At 59.8% G+C, this 23720-nt stretch carries 15 protein-coding genes; 8 read left to right on the top strand and 7 right to left on the bottom strand.

The genetic code is table 11. The features are described 5' to 3' along the window. Positions 1–11: 11 nt before the first annotated feature. Positions 12–1226 carry a 5-aminolevulinate synthase gene (hemA, locus tag FHX06_RS25290; RefSeq protein ID WP_183881305.1) on the bottom strand — a complete coding sequence of 405 codons (1215 nt, stop codon included), beginning with the start codon at positions 1224–1226 and terminating at the stop codon, positions 12–14. A gap of 333 nt (positions 1227–1559) precedes the next feature. Here hemA and FHX06_RS25285 point away from each other — a divergent pair, with 333 nt between their 5' ends. From FHX06_RS25285 to FHX06_RS25275, 3 genes are all read left to right on the top strand, one after another. After that, entirely contained in the window at positions 1560–1814 is a 255-nt protein-coding gene (locus tag FHX06_RS25285) for a YMGG-like glycine zipper-containing protein (protein ID WP_007822262.1), read from the top strand. A gap of 173 nt (positions 1815–1987) precedes the next feature. Beyond that, entirely contained in the window at positions 1988–3913 is a 1926-nt protein-coding gene (locus tag FHX06_RS25280) for an autotransporter assembly complex protein TamA (protein WP_183881237.1), read from the top strand. Between the two features lie 109 nt (positions 3914–4022). Continuing rightward, positions 4023–10130 carry a translocation/assembly module TamB domain-containing protein gene (locus FHX06_RS25275; protein WP_183881234.1) on the top strand — a complete coding sequence of 2036 codons (6108 nt, stop codon included), beginning with the start codon at positions 4023–4025 and terminating at the stop codon, positions 10128–10130. A 6-nt stretch (positions 10131–10136) separates the two neighbouring features. Here the strand turns inward: FHX06_RS25275 and FHX06_RS25270 are convergent, their stop codons facing one another. Then, positions 10137–10565: an Lrp/AsnC family transcriptional regulator gene (locus tag FHX06_RS25270; protein ID WP_029868942.1), complete on the bottom strand. Its 429-nt coding sequence runs from the start codon at positions 10563–10565 to the stop codon at positions 10137–10139. A gap of 131 nt (positions 10566–10696) precedes the next feature. Here FHX06_RS25270 and rocF point away from each other — a divergent pair, with 131 nt between their 5' ends. The 5 genes from rocF to FHX06_RS25245 all read left to right on the top strand — a co-directional run bounded on the left by rocF (position 10697) and on the right by FHX06_RS25245 (position 17532). Then, positions 10697–11632, top strand: coding sequence for an arginase (gene rocF / locus FHX06_RS25265; protein ID WP_112545574.1), 936 nt, complete (start codon positions 10697–10699; stop codon positions 11630–11632). A gap of 13 nt (positions 11633–11645) precedes the next feature. Then, complete coding sequence (gene rocD / locus FHX06_RS25260; RefSeq protein WP_183881232.1) at positions 11646–12845, top strand: ornithine--oxo-acid transaminase; 1200 nt, start codon at positions 11646–11648, stop codon at positions 12843–12845. Between the two features lie 351 nt (positions 12846–13196). Then, positions 13197–14987: a methyl-accepting chemotaxis protein gene (locus FHX06_RS25255; protein WP_183881230.1), complete on the top strand. Its 1791-nt coding sequence runs from the start codon at positions 13197–13199 to the stop codon at positions 14985–14987. Further along, entirely contained in the window at positions 14987–15463 is a 477-nt protein-coding gene (locus tag FHX06_RS25250) for a chemotaxis protein CheW (RefSeq protein WP_029868938.1), read from the top strand. Before FHX06_RS25255 ends, FHX06_RS25250 begins: the two co-directional genes overlap by 1 nt. A 308-nt stretch (positions 15464–15771) precedes the next feature. Then, entirely contained in the window at positions 15772–17532 is a 1761-nt protein-coding gene (locus FHX06_RS25245) for a methyl-accepting chemotaxis protein (protein ID WP_183881228.1), read from the top strand. 104 nt (positions 17533–17636) lie between these two features. On the opposite strand, the gene FHX06_RS25240 is transcribed toward FHX06_RS25245, so the two are convergent. Genes FHX06_RS25240 through FHX06_RS25220 form a run of 5 tightly spaced genes read right to left on the bottom strand, consistent with a single transcriptional unit; the run spans position 17637 to position 23614 of the window. Next, a complete protein-coding gene (locus FHX06_RS25240; RefSeq protein WP_112545578.1) occupies positions 17637–17882 on the bottom strand; it encodes a formate dehydrogenase subunit delta in 246 nt (81 codons plus the stop codon). Next, positions 17872–18699: a formate dehydrogenase accessory sulfurtransferase FdhD gene (gene fdhD, locus FHX06_RS25235; protein ID WP_113013267.1), complete on the bottom strand. Its 828-nt coding sequence runs from the start codon at positions 18697–18699 to the stop codon at positions 17872–17874. The genes FHX06_RS25240 and fdhD overlap by 11 nt, the downstream gene beginning before the upstream one ends. Continuing rightward, a complete protein-coding gene (gene fdhF, locus FHX06_RS25230) occupies positions 18699–21578 on the bottom strand; it encodes a formate dehydrogenase subunit alpha (protein ID WP_183881226.1) in 2880 nt (959 codons plus the stop codon). The genes fdhD and fdhF overlap by 1 nt, the downstream gene beginning before the upstream one ends. A gap of 3 nt (positions 21579–21581) precedes the next feature. Further along, on the bottom strand, positions 21582–23138 hold the full coding sequence (locus FHX06_RS25225) for a formate dehydrogenase beta subunit (RefSeq protein WP_183881224.1): 1557 nt from the start codon (positions 23136–23138) through the stop codon (positions 21582–21584). Beyond that, on the bottom strand, positions 23135–23614 hold the full coding sequence (locus tag FHX06_RS25220; RefSeq protein WP_113209837.1) for a formate dehydrogenase subunit gamma: 480 nt from the start codon (positions 23612–23614) through the stop codon (positions 23135–23137). The genes FHX06_RS25225 and FHX06_RS25220 overlap by 4 nt, the downstream gene beginning before the upstream one ends. Positions 23615–23720 lie beyond the last annotated feature (106 nt).

The raw sequence follows: 23720 nt of genomic DNA, 5'->3' as shown, positions 1-23720 counted from the left end.
CTCCTGAAAAATCAGGCGACGTGGCGGGCAAGCGCGCAGCGCGACCAGAGCGAATGCAGCGCGCTGACGAGATGCTCGATATCCGCGTCCGAATGCAGCGGTGTGGGCGTGATGCGCAGGCGCTCTGTCTTCTTCGGCACCGTCGGATAGTTGATCGGCTGCACGTAGACACCGAAATTGTCGAGCAACAGATCCGAGATCCACTTGCACTTGGCGGCATCGCCGACCATGACCGGCACGATATGGCTCGGGTTCGGCATGTGCGGAATGCCCTGCTGGTCAAGCAGCATGCGCAGCTTCCGCACCCGATCCTGATGGCGAGCACGCTCGAACGGGCTTGCCTTTAGATGCCGAATCGAAGCGACCGAGCCGGCAGCAAGCGCCGGCGGCAGCGACGTCGTGAAGATGAAGCCCGATGCAAAAGAGCGGATGAAATCGCAGAGCGCCGCAGATGCAGCGATGTAGCCGCCCATGACGCCAAAACCCTTGGCGAGCGTGCCTTCGATAACCGTGACACGATCCATCAGGCCTTCGCGCTCGGCGATGCCGCCGCCGCGCGGACCGTACATGCCGACGGCATGCACTTCGTCGAGATAGGTCATCGCGCCATACTTGTCGGCGAGATCGCAGATTTCCTTGATCGGCGCGATATCGCCATCCATGGAATAGACGGATTCGAAGGCGATGAGCTTCGGCGCCTTGGGATCGGCGGCAGCGAGCCTGGCTTCGAGATCGGCCACGTCATTGTGCTTCCAGATGACCTTCTCGCACTTGGCGTAGCGAATGCCCTCGATCATCGAGGCATGGTTGAAAGCATCTGAGAAGATGATGAGGCCGGGGATCTTGGAACCGAGCGTACCAAGCGCTGCCCAGTTGGAAACATAGCCTGACGTGAAGGTCAGCGCGGCTTCCTTCCCGTGCAGATCGGCAAGCTCCCGCTCAAGCAGAACATGGTAGTGGTTGGTGCCAGAGATATTCCGGGTGCCTCCCGCACCCGCGCCACAGTGATCGATGGCTTCCTTCATCGCCTCGATCACCTTGGGGTGCTGGCCCATGCCGAGATAGTCGTTGGAGCACCAGACGGTCACTTCCTGTTCGCCGTTCGCCGTGTGACGGGTAGCCCGCGGAAAGTTACCGCGATGGCGCTCCAGATCGGCAAAAACGCGGTAACGGCCCTCAGCGTGAAGCCCGTCCAGCTCGCTTTTGAAAAACGCTTCGAAATCCATCATATGCTCCAGTTCGTACGGCTGTTTCTTGCTGAGACCGCAACCGCACGTCAACCCTTACGTCCCTGATTTAACATCAACTGCGGCAAAAGGCGCAGACTTTTGAATGATTCCAGATAAAAAATATGCGAGCCGTGATCGGGGAAATTGATCGGCGTCAATTCCGGCAAATAAATTCGCTTTTACTCGTGGAAAGAAACCCGCGCCTTTCGAAAAAAGCTCGATGATGGTGGACAAGACCTTCTTGCGACATAGTTTTCGGGCTAGCCTGGCGAAAAAACAGGTTAGGGACGACATCCGCCCGCTGGGGCGCCAAAAACCTCGGAGAGAAGAATGAAGAAAGTCCTCGTACTCGCATTGATCGGCCTTTCGATCGCAAGCTGCACACCCACGCAACAAGGTGCCGGCATCGGCGCAGCGTCTGGTGCCGTTATCGGCGGCGTGGTCACCGGCGACGTGCGCGGCGCGGCAGTCGGCGCAGCAATCGGCGGCGTTTCAGGCGCATTGATCGGCAGGGTCGCAGAGCAGCCCGGCCAATGCTACTATCGAGATCGGTATGGTCGCCGCTACATCGATGATTGCCGCTGAGATCTGCAATCAGAATGGGAAAAATGGAAATCCCGGACCCTCGTCCGGGATTTTTTTGTACTAAATTAGTGCGCCAACAGTTTAAATTGGTACACGTGGCGCGATTTTGCCGCTAAGCTTGTTATCGGCTGGGCAACGCAGAGCTTCATTTTAATGTAACCAAAAAGCGGCGGATGCGGATTAGAGGGACGGGCCTGAGAACGGGTATTGCGTATCGAGCAGGCGCCATGGTGGTGGTCGCAGCGGCGGCTGCATTTTCACCAGTTCTCGTGGGCAATGCTTACGCATTCAAGCTTTTCGGCATCACCATATTCGGCAAGGACGAGGACGAAAACCTGCAGGTCCCCGATCCGGTGCGCTATGACATCGACCTTGAGACCGGCACAGCTGATAGCGACCTGAAAGAGGCGCTGGAAAACAGCTCTCGCCTTGTCGGTGACAAGAGCAGGCCGGTTTCAGGCGATCTTGGCATTGTCGTCAAAGCGCGTGACGACCGCGAGAGGCTGATCGCGACACTTTACGAAAAGGCGCGTTACGGCGGCGTTGTGACGATCACCATCGATGGCCGCAACATAGACGATCTCCCGCCCAACCCGACTTTTGATCGCTCGAAGCCGGTTCCGGTCAAAGTGGATATAGCCCCTGGTCCGGTCTTCACCGTGGATGAGGTCCAATTCGGCGGCGATGCTGCGCACCGCAATCCCGCCGATTACGATCTCGCACCGGGCGAGCAAGCCGGCTCGCTCGCCATCATCAAGGCTGGCGATACGATCGTCGACCAGTTGAAGAGCGAAGGAAGGCCCTTTGCCAAGCTGACCGAGCGGCGCGTGGTCGCCGACCACAGCAAGAACACCGTCGATATCGTTCTCGCTGCCGAAGGTGGTCCGGTTGCTCCGATCGGCGACGTCGGCGTGACCGGGGAGGAAAGGGTCAAGCCGGAATTCATCCAGCGCTACTCCCGTCTGCAGAAGGGCGAAGCCTATTCGCCGGAGGCGCTGAGGAAGGCAGGCGAGCGCCTGCGCGCGCTTGGCGTGTTCTCCAGCGTGACGATCCACGAAAGCGACGCACTGGCTTCCGATGGTACCTTGCCCATGACAATCGAGGTTTCCGAAGGCAAGCGGCGCTACCTCGGCATCGGCGCGCAATATTCGACGATCGACGGTTTCGGCGTCAACGGCTACTGGGGCCATCGCAACCTGTTCGGCGGGGCCGAATCGCTGCGCATCGAAGGCGCCGTCTCGCGCCTCGGCGAAGCGTCCGACCTCGGCGATCTCGATTACTCCGCCGGCATCCTCTTCACGAAACCGGGCTTCATCCATCCGTCCGCCACGCTGAAGGCCGGCATCGTCGCCAAGACGCAGAATCCTGATGCCTATAATGCAAAGCTTATCACCGCCTCGCTTGGCCTCTCTTATGAATTGACGGATCAGGACACCATCTCGGCAGCCGGCGAGGTGAGCTTCGAGAATGACGACGACGCTTTCGGCAACAACAATTATCTGACCTTCACGCTGCCGATCACCTATGATCGCGATGCCCGTGATGACAAATTCAATCCGACCGGCGGCTACCACGCCACGCTGTCGGCAAAGCCGGGCTATGAGTTCATGAACGGCACGGTCTATTCGGCCTTCGAGGGCTCGATATCAGGCTATCTCGGTCTCGGCGCCGAAGACGGCGTCGTACTTGCCGGCAAGCTTGCAGCCGGCACGCTGATCGGCGGCGACGGCGTTCAGGATATTCCCGCCACCCAGCGTTTCTTCGCCGGCGGTGGCGGTTCCGTGCGTGGTTACGGTTATCAGGAAATCTCGCCCTACAACGAAAACGACGAGGCGACTGGCGGCCGCTCCTATGTAATCGGCTCCTTCGAAGCGCGCATCAGGATTACCGATACGATCGGCGTCGTGCCCTTTATCGATGTCGGCACGGTTTCGGACAGTATTGCGCCTGATTTTTCCGATATCAGGGCCGGTGCGGGCGCCGGTATCCGCTATGCAACGCCTTTCGGTCCCCTTCGGCTTGATTTTGCCGTACCGCTGAACAAGTACGACGGTGGAACTGAATATGGAATTTATGCCGGCATAGGCCAGTCATTCTAGAAATGATGGAGTATTTCCGCGACCGGAAACGGGAATGCCTTTGGAATGCCGATTTCGCAGTGTTTTCCGACCTGTGAGCTGTCATGAAAACGGGATAGTGTCCGCTCTTATGCAAATGTTGGCGAAAATCATGAACTGGATAATGCGGCTTGTCGGGTACGGCCTCGGCGCTGCGCTCATCCTTGCCGTCATTGCTCTTGCTATTTTCGGCTTCACCTCATTCGGCGCCCGCATCATCACCGAAAATGTCGCTTCGGCACTTTCCAACCGCGATATGACGATCTCGGTACGGGAACCCGAAGGCCTGCTGACCGGTGGGTTGCGCGCTGCCGAGATTACCCTCTCGGACACGCGCGGCACATTCGCAGAAGTCCGTGGTATTGCCATCGACTGGAATCCTCTGGCGCTGTTGACCGGAACGTTCAGCGCCAAACAGGTCTCTGTTGCCTCCATCGATGTGCGCCGTAAACCGGTACGCACTCTGCCTTCCAGGCCGGCGCCCTCGGAGGAACAAGGCAGCAGTGGTTTTCGGCTACCTATAAAGATCGATATCGAGCATATCGCCCTGCCGGATATTTCACTCGCGGCGCCCCTGACCGGACGCGCCTTCTCGCTTGCCGCTACCGGCAATCTCAGAGCCGATGGCGATGGCGGCGAGGCAAATATCAACGTCAACCGCCATCAGGTTCCCGACGCCAAACTCTCCGCCGACGTTGCCTTTACCCCGGCAAACAGCCACCTGCGGCTGAATGCCCAGCTTGCAGAACCGCAGGGCGGCCTGCTTGCTGGCTTTCTCGGTCTGCCCGGCAGCCCGGCCGTTAACATAGCGCTCAATGGCGAAGGCCCGATTTCCGATTGGAACGGCAAGCTGCAGGCAGCCCTCGATGGCCAGCAGCGCGCCTCACTGGAAGGCAAGCACGCGATTACGCCCGACGGCTTGCATCATCTCGACCTCAAGGGCGGCGGCGATGTGAGCTCGTTGCTCCCCATGGCATTCCGGCCGCTTTTTGCAGGCCAGACGAATATCGATGTATCCGCCACCTTCGATGATCACGGCAAGATCGATATTCAGACCGGCAATCTCGCCACCGGCAGCGTCGTTATCGCCGCATCCGGCACACTCGATCCTGCCGGCAACAACAGCCTGAATGCCAATGTGCTGGGCACCTCGGGCCCTGTCGATTTCCGTTGGCCGCTTGCCGATGGTGAAGCACGCTTCATGATTTCAGGCCTCAACCTGGCGATGACCGGACAGGCACAGGCCGTGCGCATCAATGCGAGCGGATCGCTGGATTCCGCCACAATGCCGCAAGCCGACATCGGCAATGTCAAGCTGACGGCCAAGAGCGATGCCTTCAATCTCGCCAATGGCGCCGGCGATATCCAGCTGCGGCTCGTCGCCGGGGACGCGACATTCACCGAGCCCAACCTCAACCGCGCCGTTCGCGGCCCGATCACACTCGTCGCTCCGCTTCAGATTTCACGCAACGGCATCGGCTTCAACGGCACGACGATCGAAAGCGCCAATATCGGCGCCGATCTCAATGGCTCCTATCGCCTGGCTGACAATACACTGACCGGCAATGCGAAATTTGTCGTACAGCCGGCCGCGCTACCGCCGGCCGTCGCTGAAAAGTTCGATGCGCCGATCAATCTCGAGACCCAGGTCGCCGGCACTATCCCCTCAAAGGTGGCGCTGTCGAACATCACGATCAAATCTCCGACCATCGAGGCAGGCGGCAACGTTGCGCTCGAGGATGACGTGCTGACAGCCGATCTCGCCGGCAAGCTTCCCGACATCGGCAAGCTGCTCTCGGGCACGAGTGGGGAAGCGGATTATAGCGTCAGAGCCAGCGGCACGCTTCCGGCGCTTGCGCTCACCGCCAATGTAAAAGCCGCCAGCCTGCAGATGGCCGATCGCAAGGTGGGCAATCTCAACATCGACCTGACGGGCTCTGCCGATCCCGCCGCTCCGCAGGGCCGCGTAGCCGCAACGGGCACGATCGACGGCCAGCCGATTGGCATTAACGGCGATGTCAGATCCGAAAACGGAACGATTTCTATCCCCGCGCTGACAGCCGATGTCGGCAGCAATCGCCTGACGGGCAATCTCACGCTTTCCTCGGGCATGACACCGGCGGGTGTGCTGACCTTTGACTTCCCGGATATCGGCCTGCTTGCAGCCCTCGGCGGCCAGAAGGCGGAAGGCGACCTCAAGGGCTCTGTCGATATCACCGGCAATGATGGCAAGATCGCCCTCAAGATTGCCGCCAACGGCAATGGCATTCGCCGCGACACGCTGACGATCGCAATGCCTGCGATCGACGTGACCGTCAGCGATATCCAGGCTTTTGCCGCCAACGGCACAATACGGGCCGACGAATTCGGCATCGGTACCAACAAGCTTACCGGCCTTGCGCTTGATTTCGCCCAGCAACAAACCCGCACCGACTTCAATCTGAATGCCGGCTATGACGGCAATCCACTGCAGGCGGGCGGCAGCGTGCAGTCCGCAGGCGGCATGTTTGATCTCAGCCTTGACCATTTCGCCGCAAAGCCGCGCAACATTCCGGTCGAACTGGCATCACCGGCGCAGGTCAACGTCACCAAGGGAGTTGCCAGTCTGAACGGTCTGACCGTGAAGACCGGCAGCGGCTCGGTATCGATTACCGGTTCTGCCGGTGAGACACTGAAGCTCGACGCCGTCATCACCGACCTGCCCGCAAGTCTCGCCAACAGTTTCGTCCCCAATCTCGCCGCTGACGGCGCGATCTCAGGGACGGTCAACGTGACCGGCACATCAGCCGCGCCCGTCGTCAATTTCAAGCTCGACTGGAAGGATGCGGCCACCAGCCATACGAAGGGTGCCGGCATCGCCCCTCTTGGCGTCTCCACATCAGGAACGTTCGCCGAAAACAAGCTGACTTTCGACGGCGGCATTAGCGGCGCTGACGGTCTTTCCCTGAAGGCTGGTGGTGACGTTGGCCTGGCGGATCCGAACGGTCCAACTCTCAATATCAACGCCGACATCGTCAGTCTGCCGGCAAAGCTCGCCAACGGTTTTGTTCCCGATCTTGCTGCCGAAGGCACGGTGTCGGGGACGGTCACCGCGAAGGGCACGCCCGCGGCACCAGCGGCCGATTTCAAGCTGGACTGGAAAGGCGCCGCGACAAGCCAGACAAGGAGCGCCGGACTTGCCGGTCTGTCGCTCAACGCATCCGGCAGGTTTGCGGATAACAAGCTCGATTTCGATACGGCACTCACCGGCAAGGGCAAATTATCGCTGAAAGCTCTCGGCAACGTCGCGATTACCGGAGCCACGATCGGCAACATCAAGGTCGATGCCGAGCTTGCGAATGTCCCCGCCAATATCGCCAATGGTTTCGTGAAAGATCTGGACGCCGGCGGAACGATTTCGGGCACCGCCTCGGCATCGGGGACGCTTGCCGCACCGGCTGCGGATATCAAGCTCAGTTGGCGGGATGCCACGACACGCCACACCAAGACCGCCGGCCTGACCGGACTGGATCTTGCGGCAACAGGCCATTTTGCCGACCAGAAACTCGATTTCGATGCCAGCCTCACCGGACCGAAAACCTTGTCGCTGAAGGCGGCGGGCAATATCGAGCTTGCGGGGACGGCGGTGCGCAATCTCAAGGTCGACGCCGATCTGGCAAACCTTCCTGCCAATCTCGCCAACGGCTTCGTTCCCGATCTCGGCGCCGAAGGAACGATTTCCGGCAAGGCGTCGGCCTCGGGCTCGCTGCCGACACCGGCTGTCACCTTCGATCTCGCCTGGGCCAATGCGGCAACGCGCCAGACAAAGAGCAATGGCCTCACCGATCTTTCCGCCCGGGCCACCGGCAAATATGAAAACAACAGGGTCGATTTCGACGCCAATCTCGGCAGTGGCAATGGCGCGCTGCTGAAGGCGAACGGCGGCGTGACGATCGACGGCACCGCCATTCGCGACCTCGCCGTCAACGCCGACATTGCCGGACTGCCCGCAAACCTCGCCAATGGCTTCGTGCCCGGTCTTGGCGCCGAGGGCATAATCTCCGGCACTGCAGTCACCTCAGGCACGCCGACGGAGCCGGTGGTCGATTTCAAGCTCGACTGGACGAACGCGGCAACGCGCCAAACCAAGACCGCCGGTCTTTCTGGCCTCGCGCTTGCCGCTTCCGGCAAATATGTCACCAACCGCCTGGATTTCGACGCCAATCTCAATGGCAAGGGTGGCATGTCGCTGAAAGCCGCCGGCAATCTCGCGCTGGCAGGCACCGCGATCCAGGGCATCGATGCAAAGGCCGATATCACCAACCTGCCCGCCGCCGTCGCCAATGGTTTCGTCCCTGATATTGGAGCCGAAGGCATCATCACAGCGACGGCCACGGCCTCGGGATCACTGACCGCCCCGACAGCCAATTTCAAGATCGACTGGAAAAACGCCGGGACGAAACAGACGAGAACTGCCGGCCTCTCCGGCCTAGCGCTCGCCGCTTCGGGCAAACTCAATAAGTATCGGCTGGATTTCGATGCCAATCTCAACGGCAGCGGCGGCGTCTCGCTGAAGGCATCCGGCAATCTCGATATAGCCGGAACGACCATCAAGGGCGTCAACGCCAAGGCCGACGTCACCAATCTCCCGGCTGCCGTAGCCAACGGTTTTGTTCCGAACCTTGGTGCGGCCGGAGCCATCTCCGCAACCGCAACTGCTTCCGGCGCACTTCCCCTTCCCTCGGTTGATTTCAAGGTCGACTGGAAGAATGCCGAAACGAGCCAGACGAGGAGCGCCGGCCTTGCCCCGCTCACCATCGGCGCAAGCGGCAAGCTGGCCGACAATCGCCTGACGGTCGACACCAGCCTTGCCGGCGACGGCGGATTGTCGCTGAGAGGCGGCGGCAATCTCGCAATGACAGGCAACCGCGCCATGTCGATGCGTTTCAACGGCAGCCTTCCCTTCGCCGTTCTCGGCGCACAACTCGCCCAGCAAGGTCTCGTTGCCGAAGGCGTCGCCAATGTGAACCTGGAAGTCAGCGGTACGACGGCCGCCCCTGTTATCAACGGCACGGTCACCACGGATGGCGCAAAGCTGATCGACGTGCGCCGCAACCTCGCCCTCGAAGGCCTCGGCGCGACTATTACCTTCAACGGCCAGCAGGCCGTCATTTCTCGGCTGAACGGCAGGCTCGCAAGCGGCGGCTCTATTTCGGCCAGCGGCTCGGTCGGCATCAGCGGCACCTTCCCCGCCGACCTTTCCATTCGTCTGGATCATGCAGTCTATGTCGACGGCACTTTGGTTGTCGCAACCGTGGACGGGGCACTCGGACTAAAGGGACCGTTGCTCTCCAATCCCATGCTTAATGGTAAGCTCCACATCGACAAGGCGTCGATCACCGTGCCGGAGAGACTGCCGACGTCCCTGCGCGAAATCGATATACGCCACATCCACGCGCCGCCTGCCGTGCTTGCCCAGCTCAAAAACAATGCGCAGCAGCAGCCACGGGAAAAGTCTTCGACCATAATGCTGGATATCCAGCTCGACGCGCCCTCGCAGATCTTCGTGCGCGGCCGTGGCATCGACGCGGAAGTCGGCGGCAACATTACGATCCGCGGCTCGGCCGCAGCACCCGAAGTTGCCGGCGCCTTCACCATGCGCCGCGGGCGTCTGACGATCCTCAACCGCCGCCTCGATTTCTCCGACCGCAGCCGCATCACTTTCGCCGGCGACCTGACGCCCGCCCTCGACATGGAAGCAACCTCCACCTCGGGCAGTACGACGCTGACAGTCGATGTTGCCGGCCTTGCGACTGACCCCGCTATCACCTTCTCCTCCTCGCCCGCCCTGCCGCAGGATGAAGTGCTGGCTCAGCTGATCTTCGGCCAGTCCATGTCACGCCTTTCTCCGGTGCAGATCGCCCAGCTTGCCGATGCCGTCAGCCAGCTCGCCGGCAACCGCTCGACCTCGCTCTTCGAAGGTCTGCGCAACCAGCTCGGCGTCGATGATCTCGACATCAGCACCGACTCGAAGGGCCAGACCAGTGTCAGCGTCGGCCGCTATCTCAACGAGCGGACCTATTTCGAGCTGCAACAGGGCGGAGAAGCCGGTGCCAAGGCGATTATCAATCTCGATGTCGGCCGCGGCGTGAAGCTGCGCGGTGCCGCCGGCGGCAACGGATCGGGCGAAGCCGGGATCGTCTACGAACACGAGTATTGAGACCGGCTAAAAACTCGTCTTGCTGGTCTTGAGCAGAATGTTGGTTTCGGTCGTGTTGATACCGTCGACGAGGCGTATCCGGCGCAGCGTTTCGTCGAAAGAGGCGAGGTCCCGATCCTCGAGCTCGGCGACGAAATCCCATTTGCCGTTGGTGCTGTGCAATGCGCGCACCTGAGGCAGGCCACGCAATTGGGCAGCAACCTTGTCGGCAAGCTTGCCATGCACTTCGATCATGACGATCGCCCGAACGCCAGCCGAACGTGTCTCATGACCGGTGCGGATGGTAAAGCCGGCGATCGTCCCGTTTTCCACGAGCCGGTCGATGCGGGCAGTCACCGTTGCACGCGAAGCGCCGGTCAGCGCCGCAAGCGACGAAACGGAGATTCGCGCATTGTGCCGAAGCGCACTCAAAAGCTCGTTGTCGAGGTCGTCCATGATTTCACTTTGTCAAATTAGCTTTATCAATCTGCGTAATCATAATCCATTTCTGACACTTTTCCATCTATTTGCCGCCGCGACTTTATCCCACTATCGGCCAAAACAGGCCTCACAACGGAGCCCTACGAATGGAAGTACAATCTCAATCTGTCGCCCTCATCGGTGTTCCCCTTGAGGAGGGTTCCGGCCGCAGAGGCGCGGGCATGGGGCCGACAGCATTGCGCATCGCAGGCATCGACAAGGCTCTGGCCGAGCTCGGCCACACGGTCGTCGATACGGGCGATCTCAGCGTCGTCCCGGCCAGGGACCTTCCCAATCATCCGAAAGCGCATAATCTCCGCGTGGTCGGCGCCTACACGCGCGCGCTCGAAGCAGCCACATATGACGCAGCGAAAGCCGGCCATTTCCCGCTGATCCTCGGTGGCGACCACAGCCTTTCCATGGGTAGCGTCTCAGGCATGGCGCGTTATGCCGCCGAAAAAGGCCGCCCGCTCTTCGTCCTGTGGCTCGACGCCCATTCGGATTTCAATACGCCCGAGACCTCGCCGTCGGGCAATATTCACGGCATGCCCGTTGCCTTCTTCTGCGGCCTGGCGGATTTTGCAGAGATCCTGCCGAAGGACCGCGCATTCGTCGATCCGAAGAAGATCTTTCAGGTGGGCATCCGCTCAGTCGATGCGGCCGAGCGGGTCGAAATCCGCAGGCACGGCGTCAATGTCTTCGATATGCGTTCACTCGACGAACAGGGCGTGGCCGTGATCCTTCGCCAGATTCTGGAAACGGTCGAGAAGGCGAACGGCCTGCTGCATGTCAGTTTCGATGTCGATTTCCTCGATCCGGATTTTGCGCCCGGCGTAGGCACCACCGTTCCCGGCGGCGCCACCTTCCGCGAAGCGCACCTCATCATGGAGATGCTGTCCGACAGCGGCCTCGTCTCCTCGCTCGACCTCGTCGAACTCAATCCTTTCCTTGATGATCGCGGCAAGAGCGCCCGCATCATGGTGGAGATGACGGCAAGCCTCTTCGGTCGCCGCATCTTCGATCGTCCTACACGCGCCGCATAAGGGAGCACCGGCCATGAACATCTCATCGAACCTCATCGCCACCGAACAGCGTCTTGGAGCCAACAACTACAAGCCGCTCGATGTCGTGCTGACGCGAGGAGAAGGTGTTCATGTCTGGGATACGGATGGCAAGCGCTACCTCGATTGCCTCTCGGCCTATTCTGCCGTCAACCAAGGCCATTGCCATCCGAAGATCCTTGCCGCGATGGTCGAGCAGGCTGGCCGCCTGACGCTCACCTCGCGCGCCTTCCGCAACGACCAGCTCGCTTATCTCTATGAAGAGCTGGCTGCACTCACAGGTTCCCACAAGATCCTGCCGATGAACTCCGGCGCGGAAGCCGTGGAGACCGCCATCAAGGCGGTTCGCAAATGGGGTTATGAGGTAAAAGGCGTGCCGGAAGGCAAGGCGGAGATCATTGTCTGCGCCAATAATTTCCATGGCCGTACGCTGAGCATCATCAGCTTTTCGACGGACCCTGATGCCCGTACCGGCTTCGGGCCCTATACGCCGGGCTTTCGCGTCGTTCCCTTCGGCGATGCCGAGACCTTCGAAGCGGCCATCAATGCGAATACCGTCGCGGCACTGATCGAGCCGATCCAGGGCGAGGCTGGCGTTATCATCCCTCCGGCCGGTTACTTCACCCGCGTGCGTGAACTCTGCACGGCAAACAACGTCACGCTCATCCTCGATGAAATCCAGACCGGTCTCGGGCGCACTGGCAAGCTGCTCGCCGAGGAACACGAAGGCATTGAAGCCGACGTGACGCTCATCGGAAAGGCGCTTTCCGGCGGCTTCTATCCGGTCTCAGCCGTGCTTTCGAATTCGGAAGTCCTCGGCGTGCTCAAGCCCGGCCAGCACGGCTCGACCTTCGGCGGCAACCCGCTGGCCTGCGCGGTCGCCCGCGCGGCGCTGAAAGTGCTGACCGAAGAAGGGATGATCGAGAACGCCGAGACGATGGGCAACTATTTCCTCGAAGGTCTTCGCTCGATCCGCTCCAACATCGTCAAGGAGGTGCGCGGACGTGGTCTTATGCTCGCGATCGAACTGGAGCCGGAAGCCGGTGGCGCCCGGCAATATTGCTACGACTTGAAAGATCGCGGCCTGCTCGCCAAGGATACGCACGACCATACGATACGATTCGCGCCGCCGCTGGTCATCACCAGGGAAGAGGTCGATTGGGCCGTCTCGCAAATCGAAAAGTCGATAACCTAAAGTAAAACCAGATTTATCTTACAACCATTACTATCTACCGGAGGAGAAAAACTAATTCTCCTCCATAAAAATTTGTAAAAGTGGCGCAATAATCCGATTAAATCTGGATTTGGTTACTCATTATTAATCCTGAAAATCATACTTAATCGATGTGAATGTAGATAATCCTGAGCCTTGGAGCCACAGATCGAGATTCACGATAACATTGATACCGATTCACCTCGTTTTTGAAGCAGGACAGACTCCAAGTATTGTCGGATATACTGCGATGTTGTGGCAGGTCCGCATTACTCAAATCCGGTCCATTCTCCGAGAGATCGGCTGGTAGCAACCACATATCGGAGGGTCGGAATGTCATTGTTTTCGCTGGGTGCGACGCCGGATTCACGCGCGATTGTCACAGCTCTCATGAAGTCGCAGGCGACGATAGAATTCGACCTGCAGGGAAAGATCCTGAATGCGAACGAGAATTTCTGCCGAGCGCTGGGCTACAAGCTAAGCGACATTGTCGGCAAGCATCACAGCATTTTCTGTGAGCCGGACTATGTTGCCTCCCCGGCTTACCGGGAATTCTGGCAGAAGCTCGGCAGAGGCGAATTCGATACCGGTGAATACAAGCGCATTGGCAAGGATGGCCGCGAAGTCTGGATCCAGGCGAGCTACAATCCGCTGATGTCGGGCGGCAAACCCTATAAGATCGTCAAGCTGGCAAGCGACGTGACCGCCGTCAAGCTGAAAGCCGCTGATGCCGAAGGCAAGATCGACGCTCTCTCGCGGGCTCAGGCCGTCATCGAGTTCACACCTGATGGAGAAATCCTGGAGGCGAACGACAATTTCCTCTCAGTCATGGAGTACCGGCTGGAGGAAATCCGCGGCAAGCATCACGGCATGTTCTGCGACCCGGCCTATGTGCGCTCGGACGCCTATAAGGAATTCTGGAAGAAGCTAGCCGCCGGCCAGTTCGTCGCCGCGGAGTTTATGCGCATCGGCAAGGGCGGCAAGGTCGTCTGGATCCAGGCATCCTATAACCCCATCTTCGACATGAGCGGCCGCGTCTTCAAGGTCGTCAAATTCGCGACCGACGTCACCGAGCGTGTCCGCGCCGTCGATGATCTGGCCACTGGCCTGACCGCACTTGCCGAAGGCGATCTGACGAAGCGGGTCGAAAATCCTTTCCCGCCCGCGCTGGAAAAGGTCCGCACCGATTTCAACGCCGCGATCGACAAGCTCGGCAGCGCCATGCGTACGGTCCTCCTCAACGCCGAGGCGATCGCCAGCGGTGCGCGCGAAACGAAGGAAGCAGCCGACGTGCTGTCCAAACGCACCGAACAGCAGGCTGCGACAGTAGAGGAAACCGCTGCCGCACTCGATGAAATCACCCAGACCGTTGCCGATAGCGCCGGACGCGCCGCCGATGCGGGCAGCCTCGTTGCGGAAACGAAACGCGGTGCGGAACATTCCGGCAGCATCGTCCGCAAGGCGGTCGACGCCATGGGCCAGATCGAGAAATCCTCACGCGAGATCAGCAATATCATCGGCGTGATTGACGAGATCGCCTTCCAGACCAACCTGCTGGCACTGAATGCCGGCGTCGAGGCGGCGCGTGCCGGTGAGGCCGGCAAGGGTTTTGCCGTCGTCGCCCAGGAGGTGCGCGAGCTCGCCCAGCGCTCGGCCAGCGCCGCCAAGGAAATCAAGGCGCTGATCACTGCTTCCTCGGAGCATGTGAAGAGCGGTGTCGATCTGGTCGGTCAGACCGGCCAGTCGCTGGAACGCATCGTTACGCAGGTCGGCAATATCGACATCAATGTCGCAGCGATCGTCGAGTCCTCCCGAGAGCAGTCGACCGGACTTGTCGAAATCAACAAGGCCGTCAACATCATGGATCAGGGCACGCAGCAAAATGCAGCCATGGTGGAGGAGACGACGGCGGCAAGTGCCCGACTTTCGTCCGAGACTGAAAACCTCCGCAATCTCGTTGCACAGTTTAGATTTGCGCAACACTCTTCCGTTAATGTCATCCATAACCGTAACGATGCTTCGCAAGGTGCAAAGCCATCGTATGGTGTGAAGGCAAAGCTCGTCCGCGCTAATGGGGGCGCATCCGCTTCTGCCCTGGCTTATGACAGTTGGGAAGAATTCTAATGGCCACAATCAATTCCACTAGCTTTAGCGGCGATACGCTCGAAATCATTGCCTTCCGCCTCCATGATCAGGAATTCTGCGTCAAGACCACGACCATCCGCGAAATCCGTGGCTGGGCGCCGTCGACGCCGATCCCGCACTCTCCGGCCGACGTCATCGGTGTCATGAACCTGCGCGGTTCGGTCATTCCGATCATCGACCTCGCCTACAAGCTCGGCATGAAGAGCACTGTCGCCAATGAGCGCAGCGCCATCGTCGTTGCCGAAGTGCACAATATGGTCATCGGCATGCTAGTCGATCGGGTTTCCGACATCCTGACGATTTCTTCCAGCCAGGTGCAACCCGTTCCTGAAGTGACCGCGTCCTTCGACCGCGCTTTCTGCGAAGGTATCATCGCCTCTGAAAATGGCATGATCTGCTTCCTGAACCTTGCAAAAATGTTCAAGGAAAACGAGACGGACGAACTGGCCGCCTGATCGCCACGCCAGGCAGTTTTGACCGAGACAAGAACCGCCCCACAAGGGCGGTTTTTTGTTCAAGTCCGGATGCGATCTGAACGTGTAATTTTCTCCCGAAAATATATATTTATTAGTATTGCCTTTTATACAGAAAATTTACCGTCCACCATCATCATCGGTTGTGAAGCATCAAGAAGATACGATTTGTGATAGGTGAAAATAACGGTTGTTGCCCGGCCGTATTTTCACGCCGCGGACCCATGCTTGTTTGGTCTTCAATTCAGGGGTTGGGCGCGAAATACGCGTTCTATTCAGAGGGGACGGGAATGCTTGGTCTATCACCCAGTTCGAAATATGTTCTCAATGCTATCTCGAAGTCACAGGCGATTATCGAATTCAACCTGACCGGAGCCATTCTCACGGCAAATGAGAATTTCTGCAAAGCGCTCGGTTACGAGCTCAACGAGATTGCCGGCAAACATCACAGCATGTTCTGCGAACCGGCCTACGCGGCAACCGCCAGCTACCGGGATTTCTGGGCCCGCCTCGGCCGTGGCGAATATGATGCCGGCGCCTATAAACGCCAGGCAAAAGGCGGTCGCGAGATCTGGATACAGGCCTCTTACAACCCTGTCTTCAAGCATGGCAAACCTTTCAAGGTCGTGAAAATCGCCTCCGACATCACCGAGGCCAAGAAACGCGCCGTCGAGGACGCCGGCAAGCTCGAGGCAATTTCACGCTCGCAGGCCGTCATCGAATTTACCCCCGCAGGCGACATCCTCACGGCCAACGAGAACTTCTGCAATGGTCTTGGCTATTCGCTGTCCGAGATCGTTGGCAAGCACCACAGCATGTTCTGCGATCCAGCCTATGCCCGAAGCGACGAATACAAGCAGTTCTGGCCGCGACTGGCAAAGGGCGAGTTCATCGCCAACGAATTCGTCCGCTACGGTAAGGGCGGCAAGGAAATATGGATCCAGGCCGCCTACAATCCGATCGCCGACGCGGATGGCAGGATCTACAAGGTCGTTAAGTTCGCAACCGACGTGACACAGCGCATGAGCGCAATTTCCCTTCTCGGCACGGCCCTGCGGCAGCTCTCAGAAGGCGATCTGACGCGGACGCTGGACACGGCCTTCGTCCCTTCGATGGAGCAGTTGCGCCACGATTTTAATGCGACGATCGACAAACTCTCCAGGACGATGAAGACAATCGGCGAGAACGCCACCGCTATCGCCGACAGTTCCCGCGAGATCGGTTCCTCGGCAGACTCTTTCTCCAAGCGGACGGAACAGCAGGCCGCTTCGGTCGAGGAAACGGCGGCAGCTCTGGAGGAGATCACCACCACCGTCAACGATTCCAGCCAGCGTGCCGACGAGGCGGGCCGCCTGGTCGGACAGACAAAACAGAGTGCGGAACAATCCGGCACGGTCGTGCGCAAGGCAGTTTCGGCCATGGACCAGATCGAGCAATCCTCCCGCGAGATCACCAATATCATCGGCGTCATCGACGATATCGCCTTCCAGACCAACCTGCTGGCGCTCAACGCCGGCGTCGAAGCGGCTCGTGCCGGTGAAGCCGGCAAGGGTTTTGCCGTCGTCGCCCAGGAGGTCCGCGAACTCGCACAGCGTTCTGCCAGTGCAGCAAAGGAGATCAAGGCGCTGATCAATACATCGAGCGAATTGGTGAAAAACGGCGTCGAACTGGTAGGACAGACCGGCAAGGCGCTGGAGGAAATCGTCGTTCAGGTTGCCAGCATCAATTCAAACGTCGCAGCGATCGTCGAAGGCTCCAGGGAACAGGCGACCGGCCTCAAGGAAATCAATCAGGCCGTCAACACCCTCGATCAGGCAACGCAGCAGAACGCCGCCATGGTGGAGGAGAGCACGGCCGCCAGCCAGAACCTTGCCGCGGAAGCCGATGCACTGCGGACGCTGGTCTCGCAGTTCCAGCTCCCCGGCGGCAATATCGCCGCGACACGGCATCTGACGAAGCCAGCTACTTCTCCGGCCCTGCATCTTGTCGCCCGCGCCGCAAGAACCCGTGGCGCAGCGGTGACGTCTGCCGAAAGCTGGGAAGAATTCTGATCAGGCCTCATTCGGATAGCTCGTGCCGCCGCAAGAGCGGCACGAGCTCTGTACGATCATGACCTTTGGCCGACGCCGGGAAGAACGGCCCCTCTGATATTGGTCTATCGAACTGGCTGTTCCGCCGGTTCCGGTTTGCGAATCAGGGGCACAGCCTGCAGCACGAGTGCGTCGAGGCCGTTCTCTTCCTTTTCCAGAATTTCGAAGAGTTGCCGCCGCATGCGCGGCTCCCAGAATTTGTTGATGTGCGTCGCAACTCCCTGCGCAGCTTCGCTTTCGGGCTGCGTCTTGAAAAAGGTTGCGATCTGGTTTGCCATATAGACAAGCTTGGTCTTGGTATCATGCGACATCGGCGATGCTTCCGGGCGACAAGCGATGTGGGTGGGTGAAAATCTCGAAATCCTCTCCGCGCACGAGAGCGACAAGCGTCATGCCGGCTTCCTCAGCCGTGCGGATGGCAAGTGCTGTCGGCGCGGATATGGCGATCAGCACGGGAGCACCAAGGATCGCCGTCTTCTGAACCATCTCGACGGACAGGCGGCTTGTGACGGCAACGGCGCCTGAAGCGCCTGTTTCACCGGCTCTGATAACGGCACCGCAAAGCTTGTCGAGCGCATTGTGCCGGCCGACATCCTCGCGCACGGCGATCAATCCCTTGCCGGGAATGTAGAAGCCGGCGCCATGAACGGCCCGCGTCTCGCGATGCAGCGGCTGAGATTCGTTGAGCAACGCAACCGCCTGCACGATATCGGCATGCGACAGCGACAGCTCAGCCTTGGACACGTCCGGTACGGTACGGACCGCCTGCTCGATCGACTCAATACCGCAGAGGCCGCAACCGACGGGTCCGGCCATGCTCCGCCTGCGCCTTCGCAGCGCATCCTCGACGTCGTCGAGGAGGGTCACCTGGACGTCGATACCCTTCTCGTCTTCCAGGAGTTCGATACCGGCGACCTGGCTGCGATCAGTGATAATGCCCTCGGTCAGGCTGAAGCCGACAGCGAAATCCTCGAGATCGTCAGGCGTGCCCATCATGACCGCATGCGAACTGCCGCCATAGGAAAAGGCGATCGGCACTTCCTCGGGCACGATACGCTCGCCCCGTGCCATGATACCGCCTCTCCGGGCGACTTCCGTCACGCTTATGCGGGTCGGCCGTTCCGTCATTATTCCGCCGCCTCCATCTTGCCGGCGATGCGGCGGGACTGGCGGGCCTGCTCGTCATATTCGACCTGCCATTCCGACGGGCCGTTGGAGGGCGAAACCTGCACTGCCGTCACCTTGTATTCCGGGCAGTTCGTCGCCCAGTCGGAGAAGTCTGTCGTGATGACGTTTGCCTGCGTATCCGGATGATGGAAGGTCGTATAGACGACCCCGGGCGCCACGCGATCCGTAATCAATGCGCGAAGTGTGGTATCGCCCGAGCGACTGCCGAGCTTCACCCAGTCACCATCGCGGATACCGCGCTGTTCGGCATCATGCGGATGGATCTCCAGCCGGTCCTCCGAGTGCCAGACAACGTTATCGGTACGGCGTGTCTGCGCACCGACATTATACTGGCTCAAAATGCGGCCGGTCGTGAGAAGCAGCGGGAAGCGCGGGCCGGTACGCTCGTCGGTCGCTACATATTCCGTACGGATGAACTTGCCCTTGCCGCGCACGAATCCATCCACATGCATGATCGGCGAGCCGAGCGGATGTGTCTCGTTGCAGGGCCACTGAACCGAACCCATCTTTTCGAGATAGTCGTAGGAGACGGATGCGAAGCTCGGAGTCGTTGCGGCAATCTCGTCCATGATCTCGGACGGATGCGTATAGTGCCAGTCGAGGCCCATTGCCTGAGCAAGCTTCTGTGTCACTTCCCAGTCCGCATAGCCGTTGCGTGGCGTCATGACCTTGCGCACACGGTTGATGCGGCGCTCGGCATTGGTGAAGGTGCCGTCCTTTTCCAGGAAGGTCGAACCCGGCAGGAAGACATGCGCATAATTTGCAGTCTCGTTCAGGAAGAGATCCTGCACCACGACACATTCCATGGCGGCAAGGCCGGCGGCGACATGCTTGGTGTCCGGATCGGACTGAAGAATATCCTCACCCTGAATGTAGAGGCCCTTGAAGGAGCCATCGACGGCGGCATCCAGCATGTTCGGAATACGCAGGCCCGGCTCGTTGTTGAGCTTCACACCCCAGAGCTTTTCGAAAATATCGCGCGTCGCATCGTCCGAGATATGGCGATAGCCCGGCAGCTCATGCGGGAAGGAACCCATGTCACAGGACCCCTGCACGTTGTTCTGGCCGCGCAGCGGATTCACACCGACGCCGGGACGGCCGATATTACCGGTCGCCATAGCAAGATTGGCGATCGCCATGACCGTCGTGGAACCCTGGCTGTGTTCGGTGACGCCCAGACCGTAATAAATGGCGCCATTGCCGCCGGTCGCAAAAAGCCGTGCAGCGCCGCGCACATCTTCCGGATTGACGCCGGTAAATTTCTCGACGGCTTCCGGACTATGCTGCGGCTCGGAGACAAAAGCCGCCCAATCCTCGAACTCCGACCAGTCGCAACGCTCACGGATGAACCTTTCGTCGTAAAGGCCTTCGGTGACGATCACATGCGCCAGCGCCGTCATGACGGCAACATTGGTGCCAGGCCTCAGCGGCAGATGGAAGGAGGCCTCGACATGCGGCGAGCGGACGATATCGATGCGACGCGGATCGATGACAATGAGTTTGGCGCCCTGCCGCAACCGCTTCTTCAGGCGCGAACCGAAGACTGGATGGCCATCGGTCGGATTGGCACCGATGATAATGACCACATCGGAATGCTCGACGCTGTCGAAATCCTGTGTGCCGGCCGAGGTGCCGAAGGCCTGGCCCAGCCCATAACCAGTCGGCGAATGGCAGACGCGGGCGCAGGTATCGACATTGTTGTTGCCGAAGCCGGCGCGTATCAGCTTCTGGACAAGGTAAGTCTCTTCGTTTGTGCAGCGGGACGATGTGATGCCACCGATCGCTTCACGGCCATACTGATACTGGATGCGGCGGAACTCGGAAGCGACGTGCGCATAGGCCTCGTCCCAGGTCACCTCGCGCCAGGGATCCGTCACCTTCTCGCGGATCATCGGATTGAGAATGCGGTCCTTGTGGGTCGAATATCCATAGGCAAAGCGGCCCTTGACGCAGGAATGGCCGCGGTTTGCCTGACCATCCTTCCACGGCACCATGCGCACCAGCTCTTCGCCGCGCATTTCCGCCTTGAAGGAGCAGCCGACGCCGCAATAAGCACAGGTTGTGACGGCCGAATGTTCCGGCTGACCGATGCGGATGACTGATTTTTCGGTCAGCGTCGCGGTCGGACAGGCCTGCACGCAGGCACCACAAGAGACGCATTCGGAATCGACGAAATGCTCGTGCATACCGGGCGAAACACGCGAGCCGAACCCGCGTCCTTCGATTGTCAGCGCGAAGGTGCCCTGCACTTCCTCGCAGGCACGAACGCAGCGGGAGCAGACGATGCATTTCGACGGATCATAGGTGAAGTACGGATTGGAGTCGTCCTTCGGCATCCACTTCAGATTGATCTCGCCACTGTTGCGCGCCTTGACGTGATTGTCACCCTCATAGCCATAGCGCACATCGCGCAGGCCGACGGCGCCCGCCATGTCCTGCAACTCGCAATCGCCATTGGCCGCGCAGGTCAGACAGTCGAGCGGATGGTCGGAGATATAAAGCTCCATGACGCCGCGGCGGATATTCTTCAGCCGCTCCGTCTGCGTATGGACGACGATGCCGGACGCCACGGGTGTCGTACAGGAGGAGGGCGTTCCATTGCGGCCGTCGATTTCGATCAGACAGAGACGGCAGGAACCGAAGGCATCGACCATATCGGTCGCGCAGAGCTTCGGCACCTGAATGCCGGCCTCCATGGAGGCGCGCATGATCGAGGTTCCCTCGGGAACCGTCACCTGCCGGCCATCGATGGTCAGCGTCACCATCGTTTCGGATTTCGAAGCCGGCGTTCCGTAGTCGATTTCATGAATGAGAGACATGGCCTATTCCGCCGCTTCAATGAGAGGGACCGGAGCAAAATCTTCCGGAAAATGCGTCATGGCGCTCATCACAGGATAGGGCGTGAACCCGCCGAGCGCGCAGAGCGAGCCGAACTTCATCGTATTGCAGAGATCGGCGAGCAGTTCCCGGTTCTTCTCAGGCTCTATGCCCTGGGCAATCTTGTCCGCCGTTTCGACGCCGCGCGTCGATCCTATGCGGCAGGGCGTGCACTTGCCGCAGCTTTCCACCGCGCAGAACTCCATGGCGAAGCGCGCCTGTTTCAGCATATCGGCGGTATCGTCGAAAACGACGAGGCCGGCATGGCCGATCAATCCGTCCTTGGCCGCAAAAGCTTCGTAGTCGAATGGCGTGTCGAAGAGAGCCCGCGGGAAATAGGCACCAAGCGGCCCGCCCACCTGCACCGCCTTCACCGGCCGTCCCGATGCCGTACCACCGCCGATCTTCTCGACGATATCGCCGAGAGACAGGCCGAAGGCGGTTTCATAGAGCCCGCCATATTTCACATTACCGGCAATCTGCAGCGGAATGGTGCCGCGCGACCGACCCATGCCGAAATCGCGATAGAAGGCCGCCCCCTTGTCCATGATCACGGGCACGGATGCGAGCGAGATCACGTTGTTGATGACGGTCGGACAGTTGAACAATCCCTTATGGGCCGGCAACGGCGGCTTGGCGCGCACGATGCCCCGTTTGCCTTCCAGGCTGTTGAGCAACGCCGTTTCCTCGCCGCACACATAGGCGCCTGCACCGGTGCGGATCTCCATGTCGAAGGTCTTGCCGGAGCCGAGCACCGAAGCGCCTAGGATGCCAGCCTTGCGGGCAATCTCCACCGCCTCCCTCATCGTGGCGATCGCATGCGGATATTCCGAGCGCGTATAGACGAAGCCTTTCGTCGCTCCCGTCGCAAGCCCGGCAATCACCATGCCTTCGATGAGCACGAAGGGATCGCCTTCCATGATCATCCGGTCGGCGAAGGTGCCGCTGTCGCCCTCATCTGCATTGCAGACGATATATTTGCGAGAACCGGCAGCATCGAGCACCGTCTTCCATTTGATGCCGGTCGGAAAGCCCGCGCCGCCACGACCACGAAGACCGGAATCGGTCACTTCCTTGACGACATCGGCAGGCTGCATCGAAATGGCGCGGCGAAGGCCGGCAAGCCCGCCATGGGCCTCATAATCGTCAAGCGAAAGCGGATCGGTAATGCCGCAGCGGGCAAAGGTGAGACGGGTCTGGCCTTTCAGGAACGGGAGGTCCTCGACCTCCCCCAGACAGAGCGCATGCATCCCGCCTTCCATCAATCCCGCATCAAAGAGATCGGCGACATCCTTCGTCCTGACCGGCCCATAGCCGATCCGTTTCCCGGAAACCTCGACCTCAACCAATGGCTCGAGCCAGAACATTCCGCGCGAGCCGTTGCGCACGATTGTCGCATCAAGGCCGCGGGCGACGATCTCCTGGGCAATCGCCGTTGCCACCTTCTCGGCCCCGAGCGAGAGCGCTGCGGCATCGCGCGGAACATAAATCTTCACAGTCATCGACGTGCCTCCGCAACGAGCTCAGCGGCCAGTTCGCCATCGACCCGGCCATGCACTTCGCCATCCAGCATGGCGGCTGGCGCACAGGCACAGAGGCCAAGACAGTAGACCGGCTCAAGCGTGACGCTGCCGTCGAGTGTCGTCTGATGAAAATCGATGCCGAGCAGGGCTTTGATACGCTCGGCCAGTGCATCGCCGCCCATCGACTGGCAAGCCTCGGCGCGACAGAGTTTCAGCACGTGCCGGCCGGCGGGATGATCGCGGTAATCATGATAGAAAGTTACAACGCCGTGGACCTCGGCGCGGGAAAGGTTGAGCTCCTCGGAGATAACCGGCAAGGCTTCCTGCGGCACGTATCCGAACTGCTCCTGGATTTCATGCAGAATAGGAAGGAGTGGTCCTTCGAGGGATCGAAGATCGTCAACGATCGAGCGGATACGTCCGGTGATATCGCCCTGGGCGACACGTATGTTCATCAGCAGCTCTCCCTTGCGACCTGCGAATTCCTTGAAAACCGCAAAACTCCCCATGTCATTGCGAATTCTGTCGAACTGTCTCAGGGAAGCTGGTCGCAATCAATAA

This window comes from Rhizobium sp. BK512 (genome assembly GCF_014194915.1).
Lineage (GTDB): Bacteria > Pseudomonadota > Alphaproteobacteria > Rhizobiales > Rhizobiaceae > Rhizobium.
The sequence above is the reverse complement of the archived record's forward strand: the minus strand, read 5'-3'. Positions and strand labels throughout refer to the sequence as shown.

Coding starts and splice junctions, on each gene's coding strand:
- FHX06_RS25255 (WP_183881230.1), top strand. CDS start 13,197: ATGTCATTGTTTTCGCTGGGTGCGACGCCGGATTCACGCGCGATTGTC.
- FHX06_RS25225 (WP_183881224.1), bottom strand. CDS start 23,138: ATGACTGTGAAGATTTATGTTCCGCGCGATGCCGCAGCGCTCTCGCTC.
- FHX06_RS25285 (WP_007822262.1), top strand. CDS start 1,560: ATGAAGAAAGTCCTCGTACTCGCATTGATCGGCCTTTCGATCGCAAGC.
- FHX06_RS25240 (WP_112545578.1), bottom strand. CDS start 17,882: ATGTCGCATGATACCAAGACCAAGCTTGTCTATATGGCAAACCAGATC.
- FHX06_RS25250 (WP_029868938.1), top strand. CDS start 14,987: ATGGCCACAATCAATTCCACTAGCTTTAGCGGCGATACGCTCGAAATC.
- FHX06_RS25270 (WP_029868942.1), bottom strand. CDS start 10,565: ATGGACGACCTCGACAACGAGCTTTTGAGTGCGCTTCGGCACAATGCG.
- fdhD (WP_113013267.1), bottom strand. CDS start 18,699: ATGACGGAACGGCCGACCCGCATAAGCGTGACGGAAGTCGCCCGGAGA.
- rocD (WP_183881232.1), top strand. CDS start 11,646: ATGAACATCTCATCGAACCTCATCGCCACCGAACAGCGTCTTGGAGCC.
- FHX06_RS25280 (WP_183881237.1), top strand. CDS start 1,988: ATGCGGATTAGAGGGACGGGCCTGAGAACGGGTATTGCGTATCGAGCA.
- FHX06_RS25245 (WP_183881228.1), top strand. CDS start 15,772: ATGCTTGGTCTATCACCCAGTTCGAAATATGTTCTCAATGCTATCTCG.
- fdhF (WP_183881226.1), bottom strand. CDS start 21,578: ATGTCTCTCATTCATGAAATCGACTACGGAACGCCGGCTTCGAAATCC.
- FHX06_RS25220 (WP_113209837.1), bottom strand. CDS start 23,614: ATGAACATACGTGTCGCCCAGGGCGATATCACCGGACGTATCCGCTCG.
- FHX06_RS25275 (WP_183881234.1), top strand. CDS start 4,023: ATGCAAATGTTGGCGAAAATCATGAACTGGATAATGCGGCTTGTCGGG.
- hemA (WP_183881305.1), bottom strand. CDS start 1,226: ATGGATTTCGAAGCGTTTTTCAAAAGCGAGCTGGACGGGCTTCACGCT.
- rocF (WP_112545574.1), top strand. CDS start 10,697: ATGGAAGTACAATCTCAATCTGTCGCCCTCATCGGTGTTCCCCTTGAG.